At 68.5% G+C, this 25,185-nt stretch carries 28 protein-coding genes; 12 read left to right on the forward strand and 16 right to left on the reverse strand.

Going from position 1 to position 25,185, the window contains the following annotated elements; all coding sequences use genetic code 11:
• Nucleotides 1-57 precede the first annotated feature (57 nt).
• From C0J29_RS09695 to C0J29_RS09705, 3 genes are read left to right on the forward strand one after another with little or no spacing between them, the layout of a single operon-like run.
• Nucleotides 58-654 (forward strand): SOUL family heme-binding protein, encoded by a 597-nt coding sequence (locus C0J29_RS09695; RefSeq protein ID WP_065048067.1) that lies wholly within the window; start codon nucleotides 58-60, stop codon nucleotides 652-654.
• Nucleotides 655-682: 28 nt separating this feature from the next.
• Nucleotides 683-1,729, forward strand: coding sequence for a type 2 isopentenyl-diphosphate Delta-isomerase (gene fni, locus C0J29_RS09700; protein ID WP_120792179.1), 1,047 nt, complete (start codon nucleotides 683-685; stop codon nucleotides 1,727-1,729).
• Nucleotides 1,730-1,737: 8 nt separating this feature from the next.
• Nucleotides 1,738-3,039, forward strand: a complete 1,302-nt coding sequence (locus C0J29_RS09705) for a glycosyltransferase (RefSeq protein WP_120792180.1) — start codon at nucleotides 1,738-1,740, stop codon at nucleotides 3,037-3,039.
• Here the strand turns inward: C0J29_RS09705 and C0J29_RS09710 are convergent.
• The 12 genes from C0J29_RS09710 to C0J29_RS09765 form a co-directional block, all read right to left on the reverse strand.
• Nucleotides 2,959-3,549: a MarR family winged helix-turn-helix transcriptional regulator gene (locus tag C0J29_RS09710; protein WP_120792181.1), complete on the reverse strand. Its 591-nt coding sequence runs from the start codon at nucleotides 3,547-3,549 to the stop codon at nucleotides 2,959-2,961. The genes C0J29_RS09705 and C0J29_RS09710 overlap by 81 nt on opposite strands.
• 74 nt (nucleotides 3,550-3,623) lie before the next feature.
• Complete coding sequence (locus C0J29_RS09715; RefSeq protein ID WP_120792182.1) at nucleotides 3,624-3,959, reverse strand: DUF3140 domain-containing protein; 336 nt, start codon at nucleotides 3,957-3,959, stop codon at nucleotides 3,624-3,626.
• Between the two features lie 9 nt (nucleotides 3,960-3,968).
• Complete coding sequence (locus C0J29_RS09720; RefSeq protein WP_065047932.1) at nucleotides 3,969-4,181, reverse strand: hypervirulence associated TUDOR domain-containing protein; 213 nt, start codon at nucleotides 4,179-4,181, stop codon at nucleotides 3,969-3,971.
• 22 nt (nucleotides 4,182-4,203) lie between these two features.
• On the reverse strand, nucleotides 4,204-4,572 hold the full coding sequence (locus C0J29_RS09725; protein ID WP_065161599.1) for a DUF2784 domain-containing protein: 369 nt from the start codon (nucleotides 4,570-4,572) through the stop codon (nucleotides 4,204-4,206).
• Nucleotides 4,573-4,606: 34 nt separating this feature from the next.
• Entirely contained in the window at nucleotides 4,607-5,602 is a 996-nt protein-coding gene (locus C0J29_RS09730) for a Rieske (2Fe-2S) protein (RefSeq protein ID WP_120792183.1), read from the reverse strand.
• The gene (locus tag C0J29_RS09735) at nucleotides 5,599-7,173 is read right to left on the reverse strand and encodes an FAD-dependent oxidoreductase (protein ID WP_120792184.1); all 1,575 of its coding nucleotides are present in this window, start codon (nucleotides 7,171-7,173) and stop codon (nucleotides 5,599-5,601) included. Before C0J29_RS09735 ends, C0J29_RS09730 begins: the two co-directional genes overlap by 4 nt.
• Entirely contained in the window at nucleotides 7,170-7,889 is a 720-nt protein-coding gene (locus C0J29_RS09740; RefSeq protein WP_242460404.1) for a class I SAM-dependent methyltransferase, read from the reverse strand. Before C0J29_RS09740 ends, C0J29_RS09735 begins: the two co-directional genes overlap by 4 nt.
• A 2-nt stretch (nucleotides 7,890-7,891) precedes the next feature.
• Nucleotides 7,892-8,203 (reverse strand): lycopene cyclase domain-containing protein, encoded by a 312-nt coding sequence (locus tag C0J29_RS09745; RefSeq protein WP_065047943.1) that lies wholly within the window; start codon nucleotides 8,201-8,203, stop codon nucleotides 7,892-7,894.
• Nucleotides 8,200-8,523 (reverse strand): lycopene cyclase domain-containing protein, encoded by a 324-nt coding sequence (locus C0J29_RS09750; protein ID WP_065047945.1) that lies wholly within the window; start codon nucleotides 8,521-8,523, stop codon nucleotides 8,200-8,202. The genes C0J29_RS09745 and C0J29_RS09750 overlap by 4 nt, the downstream gene beginning before the upstream one ends.
• On the reverse strand, nucleotides 8,520-9,473 hold the full coding sequence (locus C0J29_RS09755) for a phytoene/squalene synthase family protein (protein ID WP_120792186.1): 954 nt from the start codon (nucleotides 9,471-9,473) through the stop codon (nucleotides 8,520-8,522). Before C0J29_RS09755 ends, C0J29_RS09750 begins: the two co-directional genes overlap by 4 nt.
• Nucleotides 9,470-10,990 (reverse strand): phytoene desaturase family protein, encoded by a 1,521-nt coding sequence (crtI, locus tag C0J29_RS09760; RefSeq protein ID WP_120794654.1) that lies wholly within the window; start codon nucleotides 10,988-10,990, stop codon nucleotides 9,470-9,472. Before crtI ends, C0J29_RS09755 begins: the two co-directional genes overlap by 4 nt.
• Nucleotides 10,991-11,009: 19 nt before the next feature.
• The gene (locus tag C0J29_RS09765; RefSeq protein ID WP_371872484.1) at nucleotides 11,010-12,137 is read right to left on the reverse strand and encodes a polyprenyl synthetase family protein; all 1,128 of its coding nucleotides are present in this window, start codon (nucleotides 12,135-12,137) and stop codon (nucleotides 11,010-11,012) included.
• A 304-nt stretch (nucleotides 12,138-12,441) separates the two neighbouring features.
• Here C0J29_RS09765 and C0J29_RS09770 point away from each other — a divergent pair, with 304 nt between their 5' ends.
• Together C0J29_RS09770 and C0J29_RS09775 are read left to right on the forward strand one after the other, a co-directional pair.
• The gene (locus C0J29_RS09770) at nucleotides 12,442-13,131 is read left to right on the forward strand and encodes a phosphodiesterase (RefSeq protein ID WP_120792188.1); all 690 of its coding nucleotides are present in this window, start codon (nucleotides 12,442-12,444) and stop codon (nucleotides 13,129-13,131) included.
• A complete protein-coding gene (locus tag C0J29_RS09775; protein WP_120792189.1) occupies nucleotides 13,128-14,201 on the forward strand; it encodes an NAD-dependent epimerase/dehydratase family protein in 1,074 nt (357 codons plus the stop codon). Before C0J29_RS09770 ends, C0J29_RS09775 begins: the two co-directional genes overlap by 4 nt.
• Here C0J29_RS09775 and C0J29_RS09780 read toward each other — a convergent pair whose 3' ends face one another.
• Nucleotides 14,202-15,551 carry a TIGR01777 family oxidoreductase gene (locus tag C0J29_RS09780; protein ID WP_120792190.1) on the reverse strand — a complete coding sequence of 450 codons (1,350 nt, stop codon included), beginning with the start codon at nucleotides 15,549-15,551 and terminating at the stop codon, nucleotides 14,202-14,204. It lies immediately after the preceding gene.
• A gap of 55 nt (nucleotides 15,552-15,606) precedes the next feature.
• On the opposite strand from C0J29_RS09780, the gene C0J29_RS09785 reads away from it, so the two are divergent.
• Nucleotides 15,607-16,569, forward strand: coding sequence for an SDR family NAD(P)-dependent oxidoreductase (locus C0J29_RS09785; protein WP_120794655.1), 963 nt, complete (start codon nucleotides 15,607-15,609; stop codon nucleotides 16,567-16,569).
• Here the strand turns inward: C0J29_RS09785 and C0J29_RS09790 are convergent.
• The 3 genes from C0J29_RS09790 to C0J29_RS09800 form a co-directional block, all read right to left on the reverse strand.
• Nucleotides 16,566-17,804, reverse strand: a complete 1,239-nt coding sequence (locus C0J29_RS09790) for a glycosyltransferase family 4 protein (protein ID WP_120792191.1) — start codon at nucleotides 17,802-17,804, stop codon at nucleotides 16,566-16,568. The two genes, C0J29_RS09785 and C0J29_RS09790, sit on opposite strands and share 4 nt — an antisense overlap.
• Nucleotides 17,805-18,036: 232 nt before the next feature.
• Complete coding sequence (locus C0J29_RS09795; protein WP_120792192.1) at nucleotides 18,037-19,587, reverse strand: 1,4-alpha-glucan branching protein domain-containing protein; 1,551 nt, start codon at nucleotides 19,585-19,587, stop codon at nucleotides 18,037-18,039.
• 26 nt (nucleotides 19,588-19,613) lie between these two features.
• Nucleotides 19,614-20,411 carry a class I SAM-dependent methyltransferase gene (locus tag C0J29_RS09800; RefSeq protein ID WP_120792193.1) on the reverse strand — a complete coding sequence of 266 codons (798 nt, stop codon included), beginning with the start codon at nucleotides 20,409-20,411 and terminating at the stop codon, nucleotides 19,614-19,616.
• A 218-nt stretch (nucleotides 20,412-20,629) separates the two neighbouring features.
• Here C0J29_RS09800 and C0J29_RS09805 point away from each other — a divergent pair, with 218 nt between their 5' ends.
• From C0J29_RS09805 to C0J29_RS09830, 6 genes are all read left to right on the forward strand, one after another.
• Entirely contained in the window at nucleotides 20,630-21,421 is a 792-nt protein-coding gene (locus tag C0J29_RS09805; protein ID WP_065047959.1) for an electron transfer flavoprotein subunit beta/FixA family protein, read from the forward strand.
• Between the two features lie 43 nt (nucleotides 21,422-21,464).
• Nucleotides 21,465-22,421 (forward strand): electron transfer flavoprotein subunit alpha/FixB family protein, encoded by a 957-nt coding sequence (locus C0J29_RS09810; RefSeq protein WP_065047960.1) that lies wholly within the window; start codon nucleotides 21,465-21,467, stop codon nucleotides 22,419-22,421.
• Nucleotides 22,422-22,546: 125 nt separating this feature from the next.
• Nucleotides 22,547-23,395 (forward strand): GNAT family N-acetyltransferase, encoded by an 849-nt coding sequence (locus C0J29_RS09815; RefSeq protein ID WP_120792194.1) that lies wholly within the window; start codon nucleotides 22,547-22,549, stop codon nucleotides 23,393-23,395.
• Nucleotides 23,392-24,216 carry a lysophospholipid acyltransferase family protein gene (locus tag C0J29_RS09820; protein WP_065164639.1) on the forward strand — a complete coding sequence of 275 codons (825 nt, stop codon included), beginning with the start codon at nucleotides 23,392-23,394 and terminating at the stop codon, nucleotides 24,214-24,216. The genes C0J29_RS09815 and C0J29_RS09820 overlap by 4 nt, the downstream gene beginning before the upstream one ends.
• A 65-nt stretch (nucleotides 24,217-24,281) precedes the next feature.
• Nucleotides 24,282-24,782 (forward strand): DUF427 domain-containing protein, encoded by a 501-nt coding sequence (locus tag C0J29_RS09825; protein WP_120792195.1) that lies wholly within the window; start codon nucleotides 24,282-24,284, stop codon nucleotides 24,780-24,782.
• Between the two features lie 24 nt (nucleotides 24,783-24,806).
• The gene (locus C0J29_RS09830; protein ID WP_120792196.1) at nucleotides 24,807-25,181 is read left to right on the forward strand and encodes an SRPBCC family protein; all 375 of its coding nucleotides are present in this window, start codon (nucleotides 24,807-24,809) and stop codon (nucleotides 25,179-25,181) included.
• Nucleotides 25,182-25,185: the final 4 nt, after the last annotated feature.

Raw genomic sequence — 25,185 nt, forward strand, 5'->3', positions numbered from 1 at the left:
CAGTTGTGGGCGCCGAAAATTCGCGACACCATGGGACCGAGAGGGAAAGAGGCGACCTTGTTGAAATCGATTGGCGCAGCGGTGGGGCAGTTCGCTGAAGCGGCCGGCATGGTCGTGGGTTACCGCCACGGCATCGAGGAGCCTGCCCACACCACCGAGAAGCTGACGAAGGATGTGGAGATCCGTCACTATGGTGACCGGATCGCGGCCCAGACCACCGTCTCGGCCGATGAGGAGTCGGCGCGCAACGTCGGATTCCGCCGGCTCGCGGGCTACATCTTCGGCGGGAACAACGACCGCGAAAAGGTCGCGATGACGGCGCCGGTGGCGCAGGAATCCCGCAGCAAAGGTGAATGGGTGATTCAGTTCTTCATGCCGTCGGAAAAGACGATGGACACCCTGCCCGTGCCGAACGCGGGCGACGTCGAGCTCGTGAAGGTGCCACCCGCGACGGTTGCGGTGCACAAGTTCAACGGCATTCCCAGCAAGCGCGCGGTTGCCTCGCACACCAAGCAGCTGATGGACACGCTGGGCGAGTTGGGATTCGAAACGACGGACGCTCCGGCCGCCTGGTTCTACGATCCGCCCTGGACCGTTCCGGCCTTGCGCCGCAACGAAATCGCGGTTCCGGTCAAGCCCAGGAGCGGGGTCTGAGTGTGCTGACTGCCAGGGCCGGAGTCCCATGACGGCGCAGCGCCGCGACATGGCGTCCCGGAAGCTGCGTCATATCGACGTGTGCCGGGACGGGGACGTGACCTATCACGGCGTCACGACGGGCCTGGAGCGCTTCCGGCTGCCTTACAACGGGTTGACACAGACCAACCTGGGCGACGTGGACCTGTCGGCGGAGTTTCTCGGGGTGCCGTTGCGCGCGCCGGTGCTGGTGGGTGCCATGACCGGCGGTGCCGAGTTGTCGGGGACCATCAACCGGAATCTGGCCACCGCCGCGCAGCGTCTGGGTATCGGGATGATGCTCGGCTCCCAGCGGGTGATGCTGGACAGCGCGCTGGGCGAGCGGGCTGTGCCCAGCTTCGCGGTGCGTGACGTGGCCCCCGACGTGTTGCTGGTGGGCAATATCGGCCTGTCGCAATTCTTCAAGGACGCCATCCCGGAGATCAACCGGGCGCTCGACCGGGTCGGGGCGAATGTGCTTGCGGTACATACCAACCCGCTGCAGGAGGCGATGCAGGACAACGGTGACACCGACTTCGCCGGATCTCTGGATCGGCTGCACGACCTGACGCCGATGCTGGATTACCCCGTGCTGCTGAAGGAAGTGGGCCACGGCATCGGCGCTAACGCCGTCGCCGACCTGCTGCGCCTGACCGGAGAACCGCCGGTGGCGGCCATCGATGTCGCGGGGGCCGGCGGCACGTCATGGTCGCGTGTCGAGCAGCTGGTCCGGTACGGCGAACTGCGCTATCCGGACCTGGCCGACTGGGGGATACCCACGGCGCAGGCGCTGCTCGAGGTGCGTTCGGCACTTCCGCGCATTCCGCTGGTGGCCTCCGGTGGGATCCGCACCGGTATGGACGCGGCCAAGGCGCTCGCGCTGGGCGCCGACGTGGTGGCGATCGCCCGCCCGCTGCTGGACCCCGCTATCGAGTCCGCCGATGCGGCAACGGCGTGGCTGCAAGGCTTTATCGACGAACTGCGGATCTGTCTGCACGGTTGCGGCGCGGCCGATCTGCCTTCGCTGCGCAAGCTCGGCGCGCTACCCGTCACCTAGGCGGACGCATGGCGGTGATTCTGGGTTACGGTTCGCCCGCACTGGGTCATCTCTACCCGATGGCCGCGCTGCTGGCGGAGCTGACCGCGCGCGGCCACCAGGTTCACCTGCGAACGATGAGCAGCGAGGTCGACCGGATGCGTTCGGTCGGCGTGCACACCGAAGCGGTCGACCCACGGATCGAGGCCATCGTCGGAGATGATTGGCTGGCGCACAACGCTTTAGGTGTTCTCAAGCGGTCCATCGACGTGCTCTGCCGGCGGGCCGTGCTGGAGGTGGATGATTTCCGGTGCGCGATCACCGAGGCAGCGCCCGACGCTGTCATCGTCGACGCGAACTGTTGGGGCGCGATCTCGGCTGCCGACGTCGCCGGGCTGCCGTGGACCGTGTTCTCACCGTTCACGCCGTACCTGCGTTCCCAGTCGGCGCCACCGTTCGGGCCCGGGTTGCGACCGCTGCCCGGGCTCATCGGGCGCGTCCGTGACGCCTCGATGCGGCCCTTCGTCACTTACCTTTTCGACCGCCCGATGTTGCCGCGGATCAACGCCCTTCGCGCCGAACTGGGTGCGCCGCTGATCCACTCGGTCGACGAGTTGATGCGGCGGGCGCCGCTGCTGCTGGCGGTCGGAGGCGAGCCGTTCGAATACCCGCACCCCGACTGGGGCGATGCCGTGCAGTTCATCGGCGCGTGCGTAGCCGAGCAGACCCCTTCCGCGGTGCCGGACTGGCTGGACGCCATCGACCGGCCGATCGTGCTGGTGAGCACATCCTCGATCGCCCAGGCCGACGCCAAGCTGGGTCATGTTGCGCTGCAAGCGCTCGCTGAGGAACCCGTTCACGTCATCGCGACATTTCCGGCCGGGGTGCCCGCCGGCCTGCCCCGGACGCCGAACTCGACGGTGTGCCAATTCCTGCCACACGGCCCGGTGCTCGAGCGGGCTGTGTGTGTCGTCACACACGGCGGAATGGGAACCACGGTGAAGGCGCTCAACCGTGGCGTCCCGGTCTGCGTGGTGCCGTTCGCGCGGGACCAGGGCGAGGTGGCGCGCCGTGTCGAGGTGGCCGGCTGCGGCACCCGGCTACCGCCCAAGCGGCTCACGCCGGCGCGGTTGCGGGCCGCGGTGCTGAAAGCGGCGACCATGACGGGCGGAGCTCGCCGGGTTGCCGATGGATTCGGCGCGACCGGGGGAGTGGCGCGAGGTGCGGATCTGATCGAGCAGCGGTTGCTCTCAGCGCCCCCGCGTGTCAGACCGGGCGGCTCCCTGACGCCGCCTGCCCGGCGACGACGAACCCCGACCGAGTTCCGCTGATTCCTCGTGGTGCTCCGGGACGGCCAGCTGGTCCTCGAACTTGGCCATCGCGTCGATCATCGCCAGGAAGACCCGGTGAGCTGCCACCAGGTCCTTGTCCGGCATCTCGGCCAGCGCCTCACGGATATGCGTTCCGAGTGGGGTGAAGAACGTGTGTGCCAGCGTCATGCCGCGCGTCTCGTAGCGCAGCAGCCATTTGCGCCGGTCCTCGGGGTCGGGTTCGCGCCGGATGTGACCCGCCTCGATCATCCGGTCGACCAGGTAGGTGATGGCCGGCGGCGACACGTCCATGCGCTGCCGCAGCTGAGCCAGGGTCAACGGTTGGCCCGCGGTCTCGGCCACCATGATGTGCAGCAGGGCGTGGAAGTCGCTGTTGCTGACGTCATTGACGCGGGCGTAATGCCGTCCGACGCGGTCGGAACGGGCGGTGATGGCGCGAATGTCGGCCGAGAGTTGCCTCTCCAGCTCCGTCCGCCTCGGCGGCGATTCGTCCCCGCCACGCTTGGTCACTTACCCGCACCCCTTCATCAACCACTCAGAGTACGGCGTGATCGCTCATGCGTGCGTCAGCCGGTCGCGCGGCTTCACCGTTTGGTCGGGTCGTGACCCCAGTTCATCAGTGAATAACACCATGCCGTGTCGCTGACGTCGCCGTTGGGGCGCTGGGCGAGGTGCCGCTTGGTGTAACCGGTCACTTTGCGCATGTGGGCGTAATCGTCGTCGCCGAGGTCGGCGCGCTTGGACCGCAGGATCGCGACGATGCGCCTGCCACTGGCGTGGCCGGTGGATTCGCTGTTTCCGCTCTTCTGGCCGACATCGTGCGATTGCTCTGTCTCGAGCCACTTCTCAAGCTCGCCCGCGGTCATGTTGACGCGTTCGTGAAATTCCTTCCACGTGGTCTCGTCCGTGCTGGAGGCCATGGCCGATCGTCAGCTCTTCTTCAGCGCATCAGGCTTGTGCACCGCGTCTTTGCCGGTCTTGTCACTGCGGACCTGATACTGCGGGTCATCCTTGGACGCCCGCACGGTACGCCCGGCCGCCTCGGTGTCCGAAGTGATCTTGCGTTCCACCTCGCCTTTGACGGTGTTGCCGTGGCTCTGCCACTCGACCTTGTCGCCTTTGCGCAGATTGTCGTCGCTCAATTGAGTTCGCTCCCGTCGTTTCTCAGGCGGGTACCCGCCGTCCCTGGATCAGTAACGCGATCCAGGAAAGCCCGGCGGCGGTGAATGCCAGCGCCTGAGCGGTTCCGGTGCGGTTGGCCGGCAGGACGCCGCCGTCGACGTAACGGCCGATGAACCCGTTGTCCGGCAGAGTGCCCATGCCGGCCCGGGCGCGTGCCCAATCCTCCAGTGACGTCAACGGGCACTGCAGGTCCAGTGCCACCACCGCGGCCCCCCAGCAGACGGTCGGGACGTGCAGCCAGAAGGTGCGCCGCCAGCGCAATGCCAGGAAACCACCGCTCGGCAGATACGCCAGGTAGGCGAAGTGCGCGGCCACGGTGGCCACGACAAGGGCGAAATATCTTCTCTTCATCGCTGATTCAGCCTAGAGGACTGAACGGCGATGCTCAGCCGCCGCTGCGCAGCCGGTACCGGCGTTCGGCGTAGGCTAGGTCGTCGCGCCACAGTCGGTTGGCCGCGTACCGCATCAGCGGCGTCACCAGGGGTGCCACCGACAGTGCCGCCCTGAATCCGGGGCGCTGCGAATGCGCGACGACGGCTTCGATGACGGCGACGCGGGGTTGCCCGTCGGGGCCGGGACCGATTGGGGTGGCGTGGGTTTCGACGACGCTGCCGGCACCCTCGCCTTCGACGATGCGCATCACGATGGTGCGCGCCTCGGGGCAGGTGAACTCGGCGATGGTCGGCACCCCGAAACGGCCGACCCGGAAGGTGACCGAGACGACGAACCGGTCGTCTTCCTCGGTCGGGGTGGTGAGTACCTCGAGTCGGGTGAACGAGTAGGGGTGGAACCAGCCGCCGTGCCAGGGGTCGAGGCGGTTGGCGATGATGTCCTGCGGTTCGCAGGTGCCGTCGACGCGGGCGACGGCGGGCAGCGTGGTCCCGGTGGGCCGGTCGGGGATGACCGGCACGTCCAGCGGCGTTTCGCCGCCGACCGCGTCCAGTCGCACCCACGCCAGCACGCCGTCGTCGTAACTCGGCAACGTGGCCCAGCCCAGCTTGCAGGATTTGCCGTCCAGGGCGAGCCCGTGCCAGCGACAGAACAACACTCCGTCGGCGACCGTGCCGGTGGCCAGGTCCGCGCCCAGGTGGGGGCAACTCGCCGGACCCACCGTCAGGTGGCCGAGCCGATCGCGCCAGGCGACGAGTTCGACGCCGGCCACGCGAGCGCCGAGTGGCCGGCCGGGCCGCACGTCGGTGCTGGCCGCGAACACGTACCAGTTACCGGTGGGCCGGCGCTGCGACCGTTCCAGGGCGGCGTTGATGATCGCCGGCTGGGCCTGACCGTAGGTGGGGCGCTGCTGCGTCCACGCCGCGCGCGGAACTAGTTGCAGCGGCCAGTCTTTGGGCCACCGGTCGCGGAACTGCTCGCTGACGCTCATGCCCGCTCTCGAATCTGGCCTCGAATTTGGCCTCGAATCTGGCTTCGAATTTGACGAAGCGCAAGCGATCTCAACAACACGGACCGGCCCCGGGTGGGAACGGTGAACAGATCGTGACCAGACACCCCCCATCGGGAGAGTAACTGGTTGGCGGCCACCCAGCCGGTGGTGGCGGCGCGTTCCATCAACGCGACCGGCAGGTCCACCCGGATGCCGTCACCGGCCAGCACCAGGCCGGATTGTGGCGTCGCCACGGTCGGGCGCCGGGTGTAGGTGCCCGGGGTGAACAACGGGCAGTCGCTGCGGCGCAGCACCCGTTCCTGAATCACGTTGGCAGCAGCGGTCTCCGGGTAGAGCTTGTGCAACTGCTCGATTGCCGCGTCGCTGGGAGTTGCGGAATCCATTGCGTACGAGTGCAATTCGACGACGGAGCCGCCGGTCTGGCGGGCCCAGGCGGCGGCCTCGGCCTCGTAGCGCTCCAGCACGCTGATGTTGTCGAGCGGGGGATGGCCCGCGGTGCCCAGGAACGGCGCCCGGTCCGGCCGGACCGGGCGGTCGAGCCACAGCCGGTGCACCACGAACGAAGGCGCGGTGCGCAGTCGTCGTATCTGGGCGCGCCACAGGTCGTTACCGAGTTCGGGAGACGCGGCCACGACCTGTTGCAGTCCGCCGACGTCCAGCGCCAGCACCACGGCGTCGGCGGACAGCGCGCCGTCTTCGGTGTGCACCGCGAATTTGCCTTCGGCACTCGAGACGCTTTCGACGCGCTGCACCGGGGTGCCCGAACGGAACCGGACGCCGCGCTCGCTCAGGTACTCCCGCAACGGATTCCACAGGCCGACATCGAAATTGGCGTTCGCGACGTCGAAGATCAGCCCCTCGCTGGAGCCGAGGAAGTAGATGTGGAACATCGTCGCAAGTTCACCGGCGGACAGCTGCGTCGGCTCGGCGAAGAAGCTGCGGGAGAACACCTCGAAGGCGAGATGACGCGCCGACTCCGGAAAATTGATGCTCTTGAGGAACGTTTCGGCGTCGATGTGGTCCAGCTGGTGATAGATCTCGGGAACCGAGACCGCCGCCAGCGGCGCGGACGCCTTGGCGTCGATGCGGGCCAGGTCGGAGAGCCGGAACGTCGGGCTGCGCAGCGCGAACACCAGCGCGTTCCAGGGTGGCGTGCGGGGCAGCCCGCGGAAGGTGTCGCGCCGGCCCGCGCCGTCGATCAACGGGTAATCGGTGACCGGTGTCAGCATGCGCAGCTGCGGATCGACGCGGCTCAACAGCGCCCGCAGGTTGTAGTACTGACGGAAGAAGGCGTGGAACCCGCGGTTCATCGGCAGGTCGGCGCCGTCTTCCTGTTCGGTCCAGCCACCGACCCGCCCGCCGAGATAAAGCTCTTTCTCCACCACTTCGACGTCGACACCGCGTTCGGCGAGTCCGGTGGCGGCCGCCAGGCCGGCAATCCCGGCCCCGACGACCACCACGCGCGGGCGCGAGGACAGTGCTGTGGCGTCGGCCAGTCCGGGTGTGGCCACGTGCCGTTCGCGGCGGCGGTCGGTCCGGCTGTTGGTCATCGCGGTACCTCCCCGATAAAGGTATGGACGATGTTGCGTTCCCAGCCTGGCATGGTTTCGCTGCGTACCGATGTGAATCCGGCATCGGACATCCGCCGGCGGAACCGCTGCGCCCCGTCGAAACTCAGCACGCTGCGCCACAAGTGGCGGTACAGGGTGGTGCTCCGGGTCCGCAACCAGCCCGACGGAATGATGATCCCCCAGCACACCGCGTGCCAAATACGCACGGCGGCAGCGGAATCGCGCACGGAGTACTCGTGCACCGCCAGCGTTCCGCCCGGCCGCAACAGTCCGCCGAAGGCGCGCAGTTGAGCGTCCGGGTCGGCGAGGTTGCGCAGCAGGTAGGCCGCGAGAATGGCGTCGAACGGGCCGGTGATGCCGTGCTCGGCGAGATCTTCGATGGGGGTGTGCACGAACCGCACCGACTCCGGCCACGACTTGGCGCGCGCCGCCTCGAGCATGCCGGCTGAGGCGTCGACGGCGATGATCTCGGCCTCGGGAGCCGCCGCCAGCAGCGCGGCCGTCGACGCGCCGGTGCCACAACCGGCATCGAGCAGTCGCAGGCCGCGACCGTTGTCCGGTAAAGCCATACGCTGCACCGAACGTCGTAGATTGCTGTGATAGCCGGGGTTGGCGCCCACCAGGCGGTCGTAGGCGTCGGCGCCGACGTCGAATGCGTCCGGAACGTCGCCGCGGGCAAGACCTGCTTTATCCATCATCACCGCCGTACACGTTGATACTCCCACAGCAGTAGGACCCCGGTCACCAGCGCGAAGCCGAACAGGAAGTCCTCAACCGGAATGTCGAAGGGAAAGCGCAGACCGCTGGTCTGCCGTTCGTCGTAGATGACCACCGGGGCACTGAGCTTGGTCAGCCAGCCGTCGACCGGAACCTGGAAGCCCAGCACGATCACCATCGACAGCCAGTAAGCCAGCTTCCGGAACAGGCCGGTGCGCAACACCGTGAACTCCAGTGCGCACACCGCCAGCACCGACACCACGGCCGGAACGGTGTAGCCCAATCCGGTCATCGGCGTCTGCTCCAGGCGAGGATTGTGCTCACCGCGCTGTAGGTGAGCAGCCCGCAGATGGGAATCACCACGAAGAACAGCACCTCCTCGATGGGTATGCGAGGCGGCAACTCGATGCCGGTGATGTATTCGCTGTTGTACCACCATATTCCGGCGGCGATCGCGATGGCATCCCATACCAGGAACACGGCCGCGAATGGCACCACCGCACGCAGCAGACGGCCCGGTTGGCGGTACACACCCTTGCCGAACAGTTCGAGCGGCAATGTGATCAGCAGGCACAGGCCCAGGACGATCAGATATTGCCAGTGGTCGCTCACGCGGCACCGGGTTTCCGGTGATCGGGCACGGATCGGCGGATGCGCCAGGCCTCGAACAGAGCGCTGCCGGCCACCTGAATGCGGCGCGCCTTTCCGACCGTGGCGCGGTGGCTGAAGACGGCGAACTCGCTGTCCTCGATGCGGTCCAGAATCTCCGAGTAGAGCGTCAACGCTGTGGTCACGCACGGGCGTGACCGCGGCGCCAGCAACGGGATCCCGTCAGCGGCGAACCGGTAGATCTCGCGGGTGATCTTGTGCTGCTCGGCCAGTGCGTCCCGGACCCGCGCGTCGGTGCGGCGGTGCATATGACACCACAGCATCAGCTCGCGGTCCACGCCGTGCGCGGCGAGTTCATCGGCCGGCAGATAGATCCGGTCGCGCAACAGGTCTTCGTCGACGTCCCGCAGGAAGTTCGTCAACTGGAACGCGCGGCCCAGCGCTTCGGCGTACGGCGCCGCTTCGCCTGGGTCACCGACCGTGCCGAGTATCGGAAGCACTTGCAGACCAATGACTTCCGCGGACCCCCGCATGTACTGATTGAGGGCGGCGCGATCCGGATAGGCGGTGACGGTCAGATCCATGCGCATGGAGTCCAGGAAGTCCACGAACAACTCGGACGCAATCTGGTACCGGTGCACCGTGTGGTCGACCGCCGTCAGCACCGGCTCGTCACGCTGCGCGCCGCCGGCGAAGAAGCGGTCGGACAGCACCTGCAGCCGATCAGCCCGCGCCGCGGCGTCCAGGTTCGGGTTGAACTCGTCGAGAATGTCATCGGCGAGGCGGGCGAAGGCGTACAGCGCATGGATCGCCGGACGCTGGTCGGGAGCCAGCAGCCGGGTCGCCAGGAAATACGTGCGGCCGTTCTGTGCCGCGATCTTTCGGCAACTGCGATAGGCGGCACGCAAGTCGGGATCGTCGATCCCGGCGGCGTCGAGTTCGGCGCGGATCATGGCAGCCGTGCTTTCAGATCCAGCTGCGTGGAAATGCGGTCCGGCACCCCGGTGACGCGGTCGGCGGCCAACCGCCCGGAGATCAGAGTGGTCGGCACCCCCACACCGGGCGTGGTCGACGACCCGGCCAGCACCGCGTTATCGATGCCGCGCACCAGGTTCGCGGGCCGGAACGGACCGGTCTGGGCGAAGGTGTGCGCCAGGGCGAACGGGGTGCCCGCGGCCATGCCGGCCCGGGCCCAGTCTGCGGGGGTGTCCACGTGCAGCACCTCGGCATCATCGCGCAGGCCCGGCAACAGTCGCTGTTCCACCGCCTCCAGCATGGTCGCAGCGTAGGGGCCGGCCGTGTTCGACCAGTCGATGTGACCGCGGTCGAGGTTGGGCGCCGGCGCCAGCACGTAGAGCAGATCGCGTCCGGCCGGGGCGAGGCCGGGATCGCTGGCCGTCGGGCGTGTCACCAGCAGTGACGGATCCCGCATCAGCCGGCCGTCGCGGATGATGTCGGTGAACGTCTGGTCCCACGCGTCGCCGAAAAGGATGGTGTGGTGGGCCGGCGGTGGTTCGATGGCGCGGCAACCCACGTGCATCACCACGGCCGACGGGGCCGCGCGCAGCTTCAGCGGGCGCCTGGGCCGTCGGCCCAGCAGTTCGTACGTCAGCGGCAACTCGGTGGTCAGCACCACCGCGTCGCAGGCGATGCGGTCACCCTGGGCGGTGATCACCGCGTTGACGCGCTCGCCGCTGCGCTCCAGCGATGTGACCGTGGACCCGTACCGGAACTGCACCCCGGCATCCTGGGCCGCCGCGGCCAGCGCGTCGGGTAGCGCCCGCACACCGCCGCGCGGGAAGAACACACCGGACACCGTGTCCATGTAGGCGATCACCGCGTACACGGCCAGCGCGTCCTGGGGAGCGACCCCGGCATAAAGGGCCTGGAAGGTGAAAACCCGCCGCAGCCTCGGGTCGCTGATGTAGCGCTTGACCATCGTCTCCCAGCGCCGGAAACCGCCGATACCGGCAAGCCGGGCCAACTGCGGGGTGACCATCGAAAGGGGTGAGTCGAAGTTCGCCGCGATGAAGCCGTCGAACTCTATTCGGTAGAGCCGGTCCAGCCAATCTCGCAACGAGCGGTAGCCGTCGGCAGCCTGCGGCCCGGCGAACTCCCGCACCGAGGCTGCCATCCGCTCGGCGTCGGTGTGGACGTCGAGGGCGGCGCCGTCGGCGAACATGGCCCGATAGGCCGGGTCAACCGGCAACAGATCGAGGCGCTGCGCCATTGATTCGCCGACCGCGGCGAAGGCCTCCTCGATGAGGTCGGGCATGGTGAGCACCGTCGGGCCGGTGTCGATCAGGTAGCCACCGATGTCGCGGCGACCCGCACGACCTCCCGGCCACGGTTCACGCTCGACCACCGTGACTTCCCGCCCCCGACCGGCCAGGTGCAGCGCCGCCGCGAGCCCGGAAAGCCCGGCACCCACCACGACGACCCGATCGGTCCGGCCGCCTACCGTACGCATCAGCATTCCTCCCGTGCGATCATGCGGCCCGCTTGGTGCACACGCCGGCCATACTGGCCAGCGCGCCACTGATGGGGCCGTCGATTCCGCTGCTGTCCAACGCTTTCTGGGCGATCTCCACGCGGTCGGTGATGAGTTCCTCGATCCGCTGCACGGCGCCTGTCGCGAAAATCAAAGAGCGCCAATGCTCCAGGTCCTCATCGGTGAGATGGTCGCGATCGACCAGCTTCCCGAATTCCCGTCGCGTCGACTTGTCGGCCAGCTCGTACGCCGCGACCATCAAGCTGGTCGCCTTGCGTTCCAGGAGATCGCCGCCGTTCGGCTTGCCGGTGGTGCCCGGCGACCCGAAGACGCCGAGGATGTCGTCGCGCAGTTGGAAGGCCTCGCCGACGGCACTGCCGTATTCACCCAGCCGTGCCAGAGTGTGCTCGCTGCAGCCGGCCATCGCGGCGCCGATCTCGAGTGGCCGGCGCACCGTGTAGTTGCCGGACTTCAGACGTGCGACGTTGAGCACCGCATCCAGGGTCGGCAGTTTGCGAACGTCCAGGGTGAGGTCGGCGAACTGGCCGACCGCCAGCTCGGTGCGCATCGCGTCGTAGCGCGGCCAGGCCCGGTGCAGCTGATGACGGCTCAGGCCACAGTCGCGCAGCATCTGTTCGGCCCAGATCAGGCACAGATCGCCGAGCAGCACCGCGGCGGATTCGCCGAACCGCCTCGACGAGCCGGACAGGCCGCGCTGGCGGTGCCAGCGCTCGAACTGGATGTGCGCGGCCGGCAACCCGCGCCGCGACGGCGAGTCGTCCATCACATCGTCCTGCAGCAGTGCGAAAGCGTGCAGTAATTCTAAGCTGGCGGTGGCTGACAGGGCAGCTTCGCTGGGCGGCGCACCGGACAGCCAGCCCAGGTACATGAAGGTCGACCGGAGGCATTTGCCGCCCTTGACGAACTCGAGCAGGACTTCACCGGCGGTGTCGACGCCACAGTCACCCAGTGTGTCGGTGCAGCGCGCCAAGACGAACGCTTCGACCTCGGCCAGCACGGCCCGTCTTAGGCTGATCCGCCAGTCGTCGAACTGGTCGGTGGCAGACAGGGCCGCTGGGCCTTTGCGTGCGGCTTCGGCAAGGGCCACCCGCGGGAATCCACGCACATCTCCCACGTTGGCTCCCTCGAAGACTCCCTCGAAATCGGCGTCGGCCGCTGACATCGGACGGCTCGGATTCACGCGTTGGTACCCCCTCGACGAGATGCCAAACCACGGGCTGGTGGCGGTGGGCAGGTAGGACTATTATCTTCATTTATTTAATCGTTAACTTACTGAATGATTGTGTAGACCGCCAGTCGTACGGGTCGGCCGCCGACTATTGAGCACACGTAGCAGAGCTCGATTCGGTTCAAGCGGGTTTTCCCGAGCGGAGAAGTTTTCCTGTGCAGAGAAAGGGAACCCGCCGCCGGTGAATGTTTCTGATCTTGTCGCCCTGCCCTTCCAGTGGGGTTCCGCCGTCCGGGGTAAGCGGTTCTTTCATCCCCTCGGAGTCGTGGCGAAAGGTTCCCTTCAGCGCGTCGCTCCTGATGGAGAGGGTCTGCCGATTCCCACCTCCGATGTGGTCGCTCGATTCTCCAAGGCGACCGGTACGCCGGGTGGACTTCCGGATTTCATGGGACTTGCCCTGCGCGTCGACACCGGATCCGGGCCGTGGGACATCCTGCTGGTGTCGGCCGGATCAGGGGTGGTGACCCGGGCGGTGGCGCTGCGGCCGGTCACCTCATGGTCCGGACATGACATGACCACCCTGATGCCGCTCAGTTACGACGGGAAGAAGTGGTGGCTGCGCGCCCGAATCGACACCGGACTCGACGGGGCCGGCCTCTCGCTCGACGACATCGAGCAGCGCATCCAGAACGGCGGCGTCGACGTCACGCTGGACCAGGCCTGCGGTAGCTCCGATTTCCGCGAGCTGGGCCGGCTTTCGTTGACGAAGGTGGTCGAACTGCCCCCGGGACAGGATGTCTCGTTCGATCCGGTACTCAACACCGCGCCCGGGGTGAAGCTGTTCCCGGGATGGCTGGCCGATCTCCGCGCGAGCGCCTATGCGCGCAGCCGTGGCGGCCGGGAGGCCCACGACCACGGTGGCCGGCAGTGACCCGGCGGATAGCCGTCACGGGCGCCAGCGGCAATGTGGGCACTGCGCTGTTGCGCGCGGTCGCCGATGCCGATTATGAGGTCGTCGGAATTGCGCGGCGTCAGCCGTCGCCGCAGGACGTGTATCGGCATGTCGAGTGGCATCAGCTGGATGTCGCTGACAACGATGCGGAAGCCAAGCTGCGCAACATCTTTCGTGACGTCGACTGCGTGGTGCACCTGGCCTGGGGGTTTCAGCCCACCCGCAACGCGCGCTATCTGTACGAGGTCGGCATCCGCGGCACCTCCGCGGTGCTGGGCGCGGCGCACGGCGCCGGGGTACCTCATCTGGTGCACATGTCGTCCCTCGGCGCGTATGCACCTGGCCGCTACGGCGAGAAGGTGGACGAGTCGTGGTCGACCGCGGGCCTGTGCACGTCGACGTACAGCAGGGCGAAGTCGGCCGCGGAGAATCTGCTCGACGACTACGAGGCGACGCACTCCGACGGTGTGGGAATCACCAGGCTGCGCCCGGGTTTGATTTTGCAGCGCAATGCCGCCGCCGGTCTGCGCCGCTATACGCTGCCCGCCTACATAGATCCGGGGTGGTTGCGCTGGCTACCGGTGCTGCCGCTGGACCGGTCCTTCAAGGTGTCCATGGTTCACGCCGACGATGTGGCGGACGCGTGTGTGCGGGCGATCGAGCGGCGTGCGCTGGGGCCGTTCAATCTGGCCGCTGAACCGGCGGTGACCCGAGATGACATCGCTGATGCGCTGGGCGCCAAAGCCATTCATGTGCCGGCTGGGCTGCTCGGCCCGCTGGTGCAGGCGACCTGGCGGGCCCGGCTGCAGCCGATCGACCGGGGCTGGTTGGACATGGCGTTCTCCGCGCCGCTGCTGGCCACCGAGCGGGCGCGTCAGGAGCTGGGCTGGACGCCGCGGTGGTCGTCGCTGGACGCTTTCGCCGACCTGATGGACGGATTGCTGCACGACAAGGGAATGCCCAGTCCGGTGCTGTGGCCGCGCTCGCTGCGCACCGCGCTGATGCGCGACGTGTCGCACGGACCGGTCACCACCCGACCGGTGCCGTAACTAGCCGCTGCGCCCGAGCAGGTGCCGCAACGCGGATTCGAGATCGGGCTGGCGGAACGAGTGACCCAGATTCGTCAGCCGGGCAGGTGTCACCCGCTGATTCGCCAACGCGAGTTCCCGCGCGCCCTGGGCGCCGAGCAGGACCCGTGGGCCCAGCGACGGAACCGGCAGGATCGCCGGCCGGTGCAACACACCGGCGAGCGTTCGGGTGTAGTCGGTATTCCGAACCGGTTGCGGGGCAACGGCATTGACCGGCCCGGACAGTTCGCCGTCCCACCACGCGCGGTGATAGATATCGACCAGGTCGTCGATTCCGATCCAGGAGAACCATTGCCGGCCGTTGCCGAGCCGGCCGCCGAGGCCGGCGCTGAACAGCAGCCGCATCAGCTGCAGCGTGCCCCCCGCGGGGGACTGGACAATGCCGGTGCGCACCTTGACCACCCGGGCTCCGGCCTGCTCGGCCGGCGCGGCGGCGTCCTCCCAGTCGGCCACCACGTCGGCCAGGAAGCCGTCGCCGCGCACGCTGTCTTCGGTGAGGGGCTCGTCGCCCCGGTCGTACCCGTAGAACCCGATGGCCGAGGCGGAGATCAGCACGGGCGTTCCGGTGCGGGCCACCAGTTCGGCCAGTCGTCGCGTGGGCCCGATCCGGCTGTCCCGGATGGCTTTTCGATGCTTTTCGGTGAATCGTCCGGCGATCGAGGCGCCTGCGAGATGGATGACCGCGTCCACCCCGGCCAGTAGGTCCGGATCGGGGTCGTCGGTATTCCACTGGCGCTCGTCGGGGCTCTGCGCCGCGCCGCGGACCAGTCGAATGACGCGGTGGCCGCCGGTGCTCAGGAACGCGGTCAGGGCGGTGCCGACCAATCCTGAGGAACCCGTGACGGCGACGGTGGAAGGCTTGAGTCCGTTCTCGGCCGCCCGCCGGTGCGCGGCCAGGTCATCGGCCAGCTGGCGGTGCCGGTAGACGAACATCGGACGCAGCGCGCGCTCTGGCACCGGCGTGTCCACCCGGTCGATGACGCGGGTCTGCCCTGCGCCGACTTCTTCGAAATCGTGGGTGTGCCGCCAGTGTCCGATGATTCGCGGGGGCAGCGAAGCCAGTCCGTCGCTGCTGAGCACATCGACGAAACGCCTTGGCGGATCATAGGAATCCGGCTGATGCTGGGCCACCCAGCGCAGGCCGCCCGGCAGGCCGAGGATGGCACGGCCGTCCTTGAGCGACTCGGCCTCGCTGACGAGCCGCATCGGCGACCAAGGCGGCGAAAGCCGGGCGAAGGCGCCGGGGCGAGTGTGCCAGGCGAACACCTCGTCGCGCGGCGCGTCGATAACGCTCGAATAAGTCAGGCCCATGCATGTGACGTTACCGACCGAAGAGACGGTGCGCCGGTGCGGCATTCTTGTCTGCATGGGTGTTCGCGACGGAATCGTTTCGCTGTTCGACGCCGTGTTGGACCGGGCGGTGGTGCCGGGCTATACCCGGATCGGATATCGCCTCCGGACCCTCGAGTGGCCGGATGATGTGCAGACCGGCGCCCTGCGCGGACGCACGGCGCTGGTCACCGGCGCCAACCGCGGCATCGGCAAAGCCATCGCCGCCGGGTTGGCCGGGCTGGGTGCGACCGTGCTGCTGACGGTGCGCGACGGCGCGAAGGGGGAACAGGCGCGTGCCGAGATCATCGCCGGCAACCCCGATGCCGATATTCGCGTCGAGGTGTGTGACATGTCGGACCTGGCCGGGGTGCGCGCGTTCGCCGCGGATCTGGCCGGGCGAATGGCGGGGCTGGACATCCTGATCCACAACGCGGGGCTGCTGCCCGCTCAGCGCGCCGAGACGAGCGAGGGACATGAGGTCACGCTGGCCACCCATGTGCTGGGCCCGCTGCTGTTGACCGAGGGTCTGCTGCCGTTGCTGCGCGCGTCCAGCGATCCGCGGGTAATCCTGATGTCGTCGGGCGGGATGTACACCCAGCAGTTGCCGGTCGAGGACCCGGAATACCGGGCGGGGCGTTACCGCGGCGCCATTGCCTATGCCCGCAGCAAGCGGATTCAGGTGGCGTTCACGTCGATCCTGGCCCGCCGCTGGGCCGGCATCCGGGTCTATTCGATGCACCCCGGGTGGGCGGACACCCCGGGAGTGGCGTCCTCGCTGCCCGGCTTCCGGCGCCTCACCGGCCCGCTGCTGCGCACCGCCGAGGAGGGCGCCGACACCGCGGTCTGGCTGGCCGCGACCAAACCGGCACCGCCCACCGGACTTTTCTGGCACGACCGACGGCCGCGCCCGCAGCACTACCTGCCGACGACCTGGTACAGCGATGAGGAATTGGCGCGGATGTGGCGGTACTGCGCCGACGCGGTCGGGCTGGACTAACGGTCCGGCAGCGCGTGCTCGACGACCGGCCGTCGCGGCTGCGGTTGGCGCTCACGGCGTTTGGCGGCCAGATAGACCTGCGCCGTCTCGTGTGCCACGGTCTGCCAGTCGAAGTCTGACGTCAGCCGCTCCCGGGCGGCGCGGGCCCGGCGCTGGGCCGCGGCCGGGTCGGCGAGCGCCGAGTTGGCGGCGGCGGCCAGTCCGGCCACGTCGCGGGGGGCGAACGACATTCCGGTGACGCCGTTGATCACGGCTTCGCCCAGGCCGCCGGTGTTGGACGTGACCAGCGGGATGCCGGCCGCGGCGGCCTCCAGTGCGGCCAGCCCGAACGGCTCGTAGTGGCTGGGCAGCACCGCGGCGTCGGCCCGGTGCAGCGCGGCCAGTAGCTCGTCATGGTGGAGATGCCCGACGAAGTGGGTTGCCTTGCGCACCTTGTGTTTACGGGCCTGCTCGACGAGCCAGTCCTGCTGGGTGCCGTCGCCGGCGACGGTCAGGGTGGTGCCGGGGTGGGCGCGCCTGATCCGGGGTAGTGCGGCGATCGCGTCGTGCACGCCCTTCTCGTACTCCAGCCGTCCGACGTAAAGGAGTTCTGCCGGGCCGGTGCGTGGACGGCGGTCGGCGAAGGGCCAGCGTGCCGCGTCGATGCCGTTGCGGATCACCGTGGTCTCGGACAGACCGGGGCCGAAAAGTTCGGTAATTTCCTCGCGCATCGACGCCGAACACGTGATGAGCGAATCGGATTCGCGCACCAGCCACGACTCGACCGCGTGCACCTGCCGGCTGATCGCCCCGCTGACCCAGCCGGAATGCCGTCCGGCTTCCGTCGCATGAATCGTGGAAACGATTGGCACGTCATAGAATTCAGCGAGCGCGAGGGCGGGATGTGCCACCAGCCAGTCGTGGGCGTGCACCACGTCGGGGCGCCACGGCCGGCGGCCGCCGGTGATCGACAGGCCGGCGCGGATCATGGCGTGGCCCATGGCCAGCGTCCAGGCCATCATGTCGGTGCCAAAGGTGAACTCATGCGGATCCTGTGCGGCGGCGATCACCCGCACGCCGTCGTGCACCTCATCCGACGTCGGATGGGTGCTGGGATCGGTGCCGGTGGGCCGGCGGGACAGCACGACGACCTCATGGCCGGCCTCGGCGAGCGCGGTGGACAAGTGGTGTACGTGCCGGCCGAGGCCGCCGATGACCACCGGCGGGTACTCCCACGAGATCATCAGGATCTTCATGGCCGCGCCTGGGCGGATGTGTGGGGCGCGGCTGGGCGCGAGGGTGCGCAGAATGCCATCGTCAGCGGCGTGTCGCCGGCAATCTGTGCACGCTCGGCGGAGGCGTGGGGTGCGGCTGGGCGCGAGCGACCGCAAATTGTCAGGTTTGGCGGCGTGTCGGTGGCGACATGCGGGCGCTCGGCGGGGTTGAGGGGTGCGGCGGAGCTGTGCGGCCCTGCCTGTGACAAGGCGCTCACTTGGGCAATCTCCGGGCGTCGAGGGCGCCGAACAGGCCGTCGGCCCGGTTCCAGCCTTGCGCGAGTCGTTGCGCGGTGTCGCGGCGGCCCGACGCCAGCGCCCCGGCGATCTCCCGGGTGGCGTGGGCGTGCAGATGGGCGCGGTAGCGCGCGTAGTCGGCGGCGGAGTCCTTGCTGACCATGAACGGCCAATCGCTCGACACCGTGAGCAGCGTCTCGCGCAGGATCTGATCGGCGACGTGATCGCGGGGGATGGGCCCGTCCAGCGACGCCGTCTGGGCCAGCGCCTTGTCCACGGTGGTCAGCGCCGTGTCGACCACCTCGGAGTTGAGCTGCACCAGGTCGGCCACCTGCTCGCCGTTCCATACCTGCCAGTCCTTGCCGGAACCCCAGGAGCTGGGCGGCAACTCGACGGGCGTCCCGACGAATCCGGCCGACATCGCGTCGCGCAGCGTCCCGACCTGGACACCGGCCTCGGGCAGTGCCCGCAGCACGCGTGCCAGCCAGGTCGGGCCCTCGTACCACCAGTGCCCGAACAGTTCGGTGTCGAACGCGGCCACCACGTGCGCGGGCCGGCCGATCCGTTCGGACTCCGAGGCCAGCCGGTTGCGGACCACCTCGACGAAGTCGGCGACGTGGACGTCGACGGCGTGATCGGCGCGTTGAGGGTCATACGGGGCCTTGCCGTCGGACCCCACGTTGCGGCCGGTGACGCGGGCGGGCTTGAGCCCGGTCAGGTGGTCGTAGGTGTGGAAATCGCGGTAGGCGGCGTGCCCGGGGTAGCCCGACTTGGGCGACCACACGCGGTAACTGACCTGCAGGTCACGCCCGAACGCGACCACTGCGCTGGTGCCGACCGGGCGGCCCAGCGCGGTGTCGCCGTGCAGCGATGGCCCGTCGACCATGAAGTGGCTGACGCCGGCCGCGGCATAGTCGTGCTCCATGCCGGGGGCATAGGCGCACTCGGGCGCCCAGATCCCGGTGGGTTCGTGCGACAGTCGCAACCGTGCGTCGGCCAGGCCCTCGCGCAGGGCGAACTCCCGCAGCCGCGGAGCCAGCAGCGGCTGGAACGGATGGGCGAGCGGCCCGCCCAGCAACTCCACGGTGCCGTCGTCGATCAGACCCCGCAGTAGCGGGCTGCCGCCGTGCCGCCACAGCGTGGCGAAGTCCTCGAGCGCCTGATCGGCTTCCTGGCATTCACGAATGCCGAAGGCCCGCAACGCTTCCGGCGTGCAGGACAGATAACCGGACGACTTCGACTTCGGCAGCGTGCGCACGCTGGCAGCCTCGGCCGCGCGCAGCCGCCAGTTGGCCAGCCAGTGGTACATGCCGTCCAGGCAGTACGGGTCGTCGAGTTGAGCGTTGACCACCGGCGTCATGCCCAGGGTGAGCAACCCGCGGCGGTCCTCGTCGGCCAGCGCGCGCAGCACCCGGAAAAGCGGCAGGTAGGCCGCCGCCCAGGACTGGTAGAGCCATTCCTCTCCGACCGGCCAGCGACCGTGATGGGCCAGCCAGGGCAGGTGCGTGTGCAGCACCAACGTGAACATGCCGGGCACCCGGTCGGGTGAACTGGTCAATTGCGCACCGCGATCGCGACCAGATCCAGGCTGTCGTCGATATCACACACCGCCCGATCCAGGAGGTCGAAGTCGGCCGTGGCCACCGCCGCGACGTCGGCCACCAACTCCGGTGACCAGGGCGCATCGGCCACCGCCCGCTCGATTTGCGCGTCGATGATGGAGCCGCCGTGGCGGGCATCCATCTCCCGCAGGCGCGGGCCATGAAACAAACCGAGCACAGCCGCCTCTTCGAAACCCCCGTCGACCAGCAGCTCGGTGAGCTCGTCGGCGTTGAGTTCGCGGGTGTGGAACGGGTTGATCGGGGTGTCGCGGCCGGGGGAGAAGGTGATCCGGTTGGGCGTCGACACCATCAGCAGGCCCGCGGGCCGCAGCACCCGCGCGCACTCCCGGATGAATTGGCCCTGGTCCCACAGATGCTCGATGACCTGGAAATTCACCACGACGTCCACCGACGCGTCGGGCAGTGGCAGCTCGGTCAGGTTGGCGTGCAGCACCTCGACCCGGGGGTAGCGGCTGCGGACGTGGGCGACGGCGGACTCGTCGTAGTCGACGGCGACCACCCGGCGCGCCACCCCGGCGATCAGGTCTGCGCCGTAACCCTCACCACAGCCGGCCTCCAAGACGTCGCGGTCCGCGCAGCGCGGAGCCAGGCGCTGGTAGACCACCTCGTGTCGACGGAACCAGTAGTTCTCGATGTCGAGGTCAGGGATGGTGCGCTCGCCTGTCAGCGTCAACCCCGGATCGACCGTGGCGTCGATCCGGTCCGGAGTATTGGGGACGATTGCACTCATTGTTAAGGCAGGCTAATGCCTGGCCTCTGATTCGCGAACCGGACGGGGGATCAAGGGGGCAGCCCAGGGCAATCGTCCCAGTAAGCACCCGCTATGGTGGGATGGCAGACCGCGAGAAGTTACCCACTAGTAACATGGCGTATGCGGTCAAGAAACGTGTTACCGAGGTCCCTCAGCCGAGCGCTGTGGGACTCCTTCGAGGAGGACGAACCACACTCATGACGAACATCGTGGTCCTGATCAAGCAGGTTCCGGACACCTGGTCGGAGCGCAAGCTCTCCGACGGCGACTGGACGCTCGACCGCGAGGCCGCTGACGCGGTCCTGGACGAGATCAACGAGCGCGCCGTGGAAGAAGCGCTGCAGATCCGGGAGCGGGAGGGTGGCGAAGGGTCGGTCACCGTGCTGACCGCCGGCCCCGAGCGCGCCACCGAGGCGATCCGCAAAGCCCTCTCCATGGGCGCCGACAAGGCCGTCCACCTCAAGGACGACGGCCTGCACGGCTCGTGCGTGGTGCAGACCGCGTGGGCGCTGGCCCGCGCACTGGGCACCATCGAAGGCACCGAGCTGGTGATCGCCGGGAACGAGTCCACTGACGGCTCGGGCGGCGCGGTGCCGGCGATCATCGCCGAGTACCTGGGCCTGCCGCAGCTCACCCACGTGCGCAAGCTGTCCGTCGAGGGCGGCAAGATCACGGCCGAGCGCGAAACCGACGACGGCCTGTTCAGCCTCGAGGCGTCGCTGCCCGCCGTGGTCAGCGTCACCGAGAAGATCAACGAGCCCCGCTTCCCGTCCTTCAAGGGCATCATGGCCGCGAAGAAGAAGGAAGTGACCGTCCTGACGCTGGCCGAGATCGGCGTCGAGGCCGACGAGGTGGGCCTGGACAACGCCGGGTCGTCGGTGCTGACCTCCACGCCGAAGCCGCCGAAGACGGCCGGTGAGAAGGTCACCGACGAGGGCGAGGGCGGCAGCGAGATCGTCAAGTACCTGGTTGGCCAGAAGATCATCTGAGCGCGAATCCGACACACAGACAGACTTAGAGAGCGAATAACCCATGGCTGAAGTTCTGGTGCTCGTCGAGCACGCCGAAGGGGCCCTGAAGAAGGTCACTTCTGAATTGATCACTGCGGCACGTGCCCTTGGCGAGCCGGCCGCCGTCGTCGTCGGTGCGTCCGGCACCGCCGCACCGCTGGTGGACGGCCTCAAAGAGGCCGGCGCCGAGAAGATCTACGTCGCCGAGTCCGACGTGGCGGAGAACTACCTGATCACGCCGTACGTCGACGTGCTGGCCTCGCTGGCCGAGTCCAACGCGCCCGCGGCGGTGCTGCTGGCGGCCAACGCCGACGGCAAGGAGATCGCCGGCCGGCTGGCCGCGCGCATCGGGTCGGGTCTGCTGGTCGACGTGGTCGAGGTACGGGAGGGCAACAAGGCCCTGCACTCGATCTTCGGTGGCGCCTACACCGTCGAGTCCCAGGTCAACGGGGACACCCCGGTGATCACGGTCCGCGGCGGCGCCATCGACGCCGAGCCCAAGGCCGGCGCCGGCGAGCAGGTCAACGTCGAGGTTCCGGCCCAGGGCGAGAACGCGACCAAGATCACCTCCCGCGAGCCGGCCGTGGCCGGCGACCGCCCCGAGCTGACGGAGGCCAGCGTCGTGGTGTCCGGTGGCCGCGGCGTGGGCAGCGCGGAGAACTTCAGCGTGGTCGAGGAGCTGGCCGACTCGCTGGGCGGCGCCGTCGGCGCTTCCCGTGCCGCGGTGGACTCCGGCTACTACCCGGGGCAGTTCCAGGTGGGCCAGACCGGCAAGACGGTCTCGCCGCAGCTGTACATCGCGCTGGGCATCTCCGGAGCCATCCAGCACCGGGCCGGCATGCAGACGTCGAAGACCATCGTCGCGGTGAACAAGGACGAAGAAGCACCGATCTTCGAGATCGCCGACTACGGCGTGGTCGGCGACCTGTTCAAGGTCACCCCGCAGGTGACCGAGGGCGTCAAGGCCCGCAAGGGCTGATCTTCACGCGAACGGCCCCGCGGGTTAACCTGCGGGGCCGTTTTCGTCTGATTCGTCATCTGACGTGCATCGACACGTCAGCGGGCCGATGCCGGTTAGCTGACCGCCTGCGCCACGTTGGTGCCATGAGCATCGCATCCGTTCTCATACCCAGCGACAAACCACGTGGCCCGGCGACACGGTCGTCGTCCGGACCGCACTATTCCCTGTTGCTGTCCACCGATCCGAGCCTCATCGAAGCGGCACAGCGCCTGCGCTACGACGTGTTCAGCAGCACCCCCGGTTTCGCCCTGCCCACCCATGTCGACGGCCGTGATGTTGACCGCTTCGACGAGTACTGCGACCACCTCCTGGTCCGCGATGACGACACCGGCGAACTGGTCGGCTGCTACCGCATGCTGCCGCCGTCGGGCGCCATCGCCGCCGGTGGTCTCTACACGGCAACCGAATTCGACGTCCGGGACTTCGACGCTTTACGGCCGTCGCTGGTGGAGATGGGGCGCGCGGTGGTGCGCGACGGCCATCGCAACGGCGGGGTGGTGCTGCTGATGTGGGCGGGCATTCTGGCCTATCTGGATCGCTGCGACTACGACTACGTGACCGGCTGCGTGTCGGTGCCGATCGAAACCGGGGGAGAGGCGCCCGGCTGCCAGGTCCGCGGCGTGCGCGACTTCGTGCTCAAGCGGCACCCGGCGCGGTACCGGGTGCGACCGTACCGACCGGTGCGTGTCGACGGCGTGGCGCTCGATGACATCGCGCCGCCCAGCCGGCCTAGCGTCCCGCCGTTGATGCGGGGGTACCTGCGACTCGGCGCGCGGGCCTGCGGCGAACCCGCCCACGACCCGGACTTCGGCGTCGGCGACTTCTGCGTGCTGCTGGGCAAGAGCGACGCCGACACCCGCTATCTCAAGCGGCTGCGGTCGGTGTCGGCCGCCGCCGAAATGGGCGGCTGGTCAAGTGGCGATGCCCGGTGAACACGCCGGGTGGGCACTCGTGGCTGCCCCGCGCATCGTGTGACGTCGGTTGCCTGGACGCCGCGGCGGTGTCGGGGCCGGCGGTGCGGTTGCGCGCCGCGCTGCGCATCACGCTGGTCGTGATGCTGGCCCCCGGCCTGCCGTTGCTGGGCATCCCGCTGCCGGGTTCCACGCACCTGCAGCGCGCCTACTGCCGGCTGATGCTGCGCAGCCTCGGCGTCCGAATCTCCGTGTCGGGCAATCCGATTCGAAATCTGAGCGGAGTCCTCGTGGTGAGCAGCCACGTCTCGTGGCTGGACGTCTTCGCGATCGGCGCGGTACTGCCGGGGTCGTTCGTCGCGCGAGCGGACATGTTCACCGGCCCCGCCAGTGGCATCGTCGCGCGGATCCTGAAGATCATTCCGATCGAGCGGACCAGCCTGCGGCGGCTGCCCGCGGTGGTGGACGCCGTCGCCCGGCGACTGCGGGCCGGCCAGACGGTGGTGGCGTTCCCGGAGGGCACCACCTGGTGCGGCGTGGGATTCGGCAGCTTCTACCCGGCCATGTTCCAGGCCGCTATCGACGCGGGCCGTCCGGTGCAGCCGCTGCGCCTGACTTACCACCACCTGGACGGGCGGATGTCGACGGCACCGGCCTACGTCGGCCGAGACACCCTGCTGAGCTCGGTCTACCGGGTGGTCTGTGCACGCCGCACAGTAGCGCGGGTGCGCGTCGAGTCGCTGCAGCTACCGGGTGCCGACCGGCGTGCCCTGGCGCGTCGCTGCCAGACGGCGGTGCGCTCGGGCGCACCGGCGGCTCTGGATCACGCGCTGGTGGCCTGAAGGCTCCTCCGCGCCCCGGCGGACAATGAAGTTCGTCGGGCGTCAGCCGAGCGCGGAGGTACCTAATGAGTCGTTGGCCGAAGCCCGACGTTGCGGGTCCGGGACAGGAATCCGTCTGGGACTATCCCCGCCCGCCACGGCTGGAAGACTTCACCGGTTCCATCACCATCGAATTGGGTGGTCAGCAGATCGCGTCGACCCAGCGCGCCTGGCGGGTACTGGAGACCAGCCATCCGCCGACCTACTACCTGCCCCGGGAAGCCTTCGCGGAGGGTGTGCTGCGGCCGGCCGACGGTTCGTCCTGGTGCGAATGGAAAGGCCAGGCCAGCTACTTCGACCTGGTGACCCCCGCGCGGGTGGCTCCGCGCGCGGCCTGGACCTATCAGCGGCCCACCGCCGGGTTCGCGCCGATCGCGAACGCGATCGCGGTGATGGCCGCCCAGGTGGACCGCTGCACGGTTAACGGCGAAGAGGTGATTCCGCAGCCCGGCGGGTTCTACGGGGGATGGATCACCAGCTGGATCGTCGGCCCGTTCAAGGGAATTCCGGGATCGATGGGTTGGTAGCCGGCAATTGGGAAACCTGGATCGATGACGTTCAGTGTGAATCGGTTCGTTGCCGCGCCACCGCAGGCGGCATGGGACCTGCTAGTCGACCTCGACGCCTGGCCGCAGTGGGGGCCGTCGATCAACGGGGCGCAACTCGACCAGCCCGGAAGGCGCCTGACCGCCGGCGCGACGGGCACGGTCCGGACCGCGCTGCTGGTACGGGTTCCGTTCGCGGTCACCGAGTTCGAACAGGGCCGATGCTGGGCCTGGAAAGTGGCCGGCATTCCGGCAACCTGGCACCGGGTGGATCCGGAGGGCGACGGGGCGCGGATCACGCTCGGCGTGCCGCGCTGGGCGCCCGCCTATCTGGCCGTCTGTGAGCTCGCGCTGCGCCGGATGGAGAAGCTGCTGACGTAGCGGG

It is taken from the genome of Mycobacterium paragordonae (assembly GCF_003614435.1).
GTDB lineage: Bacteria > Actinomycetota > Actinomycetes > Mycobacteriales > Mycobacteriaceae > Mycobacterium > Mycobacterium paragordonae.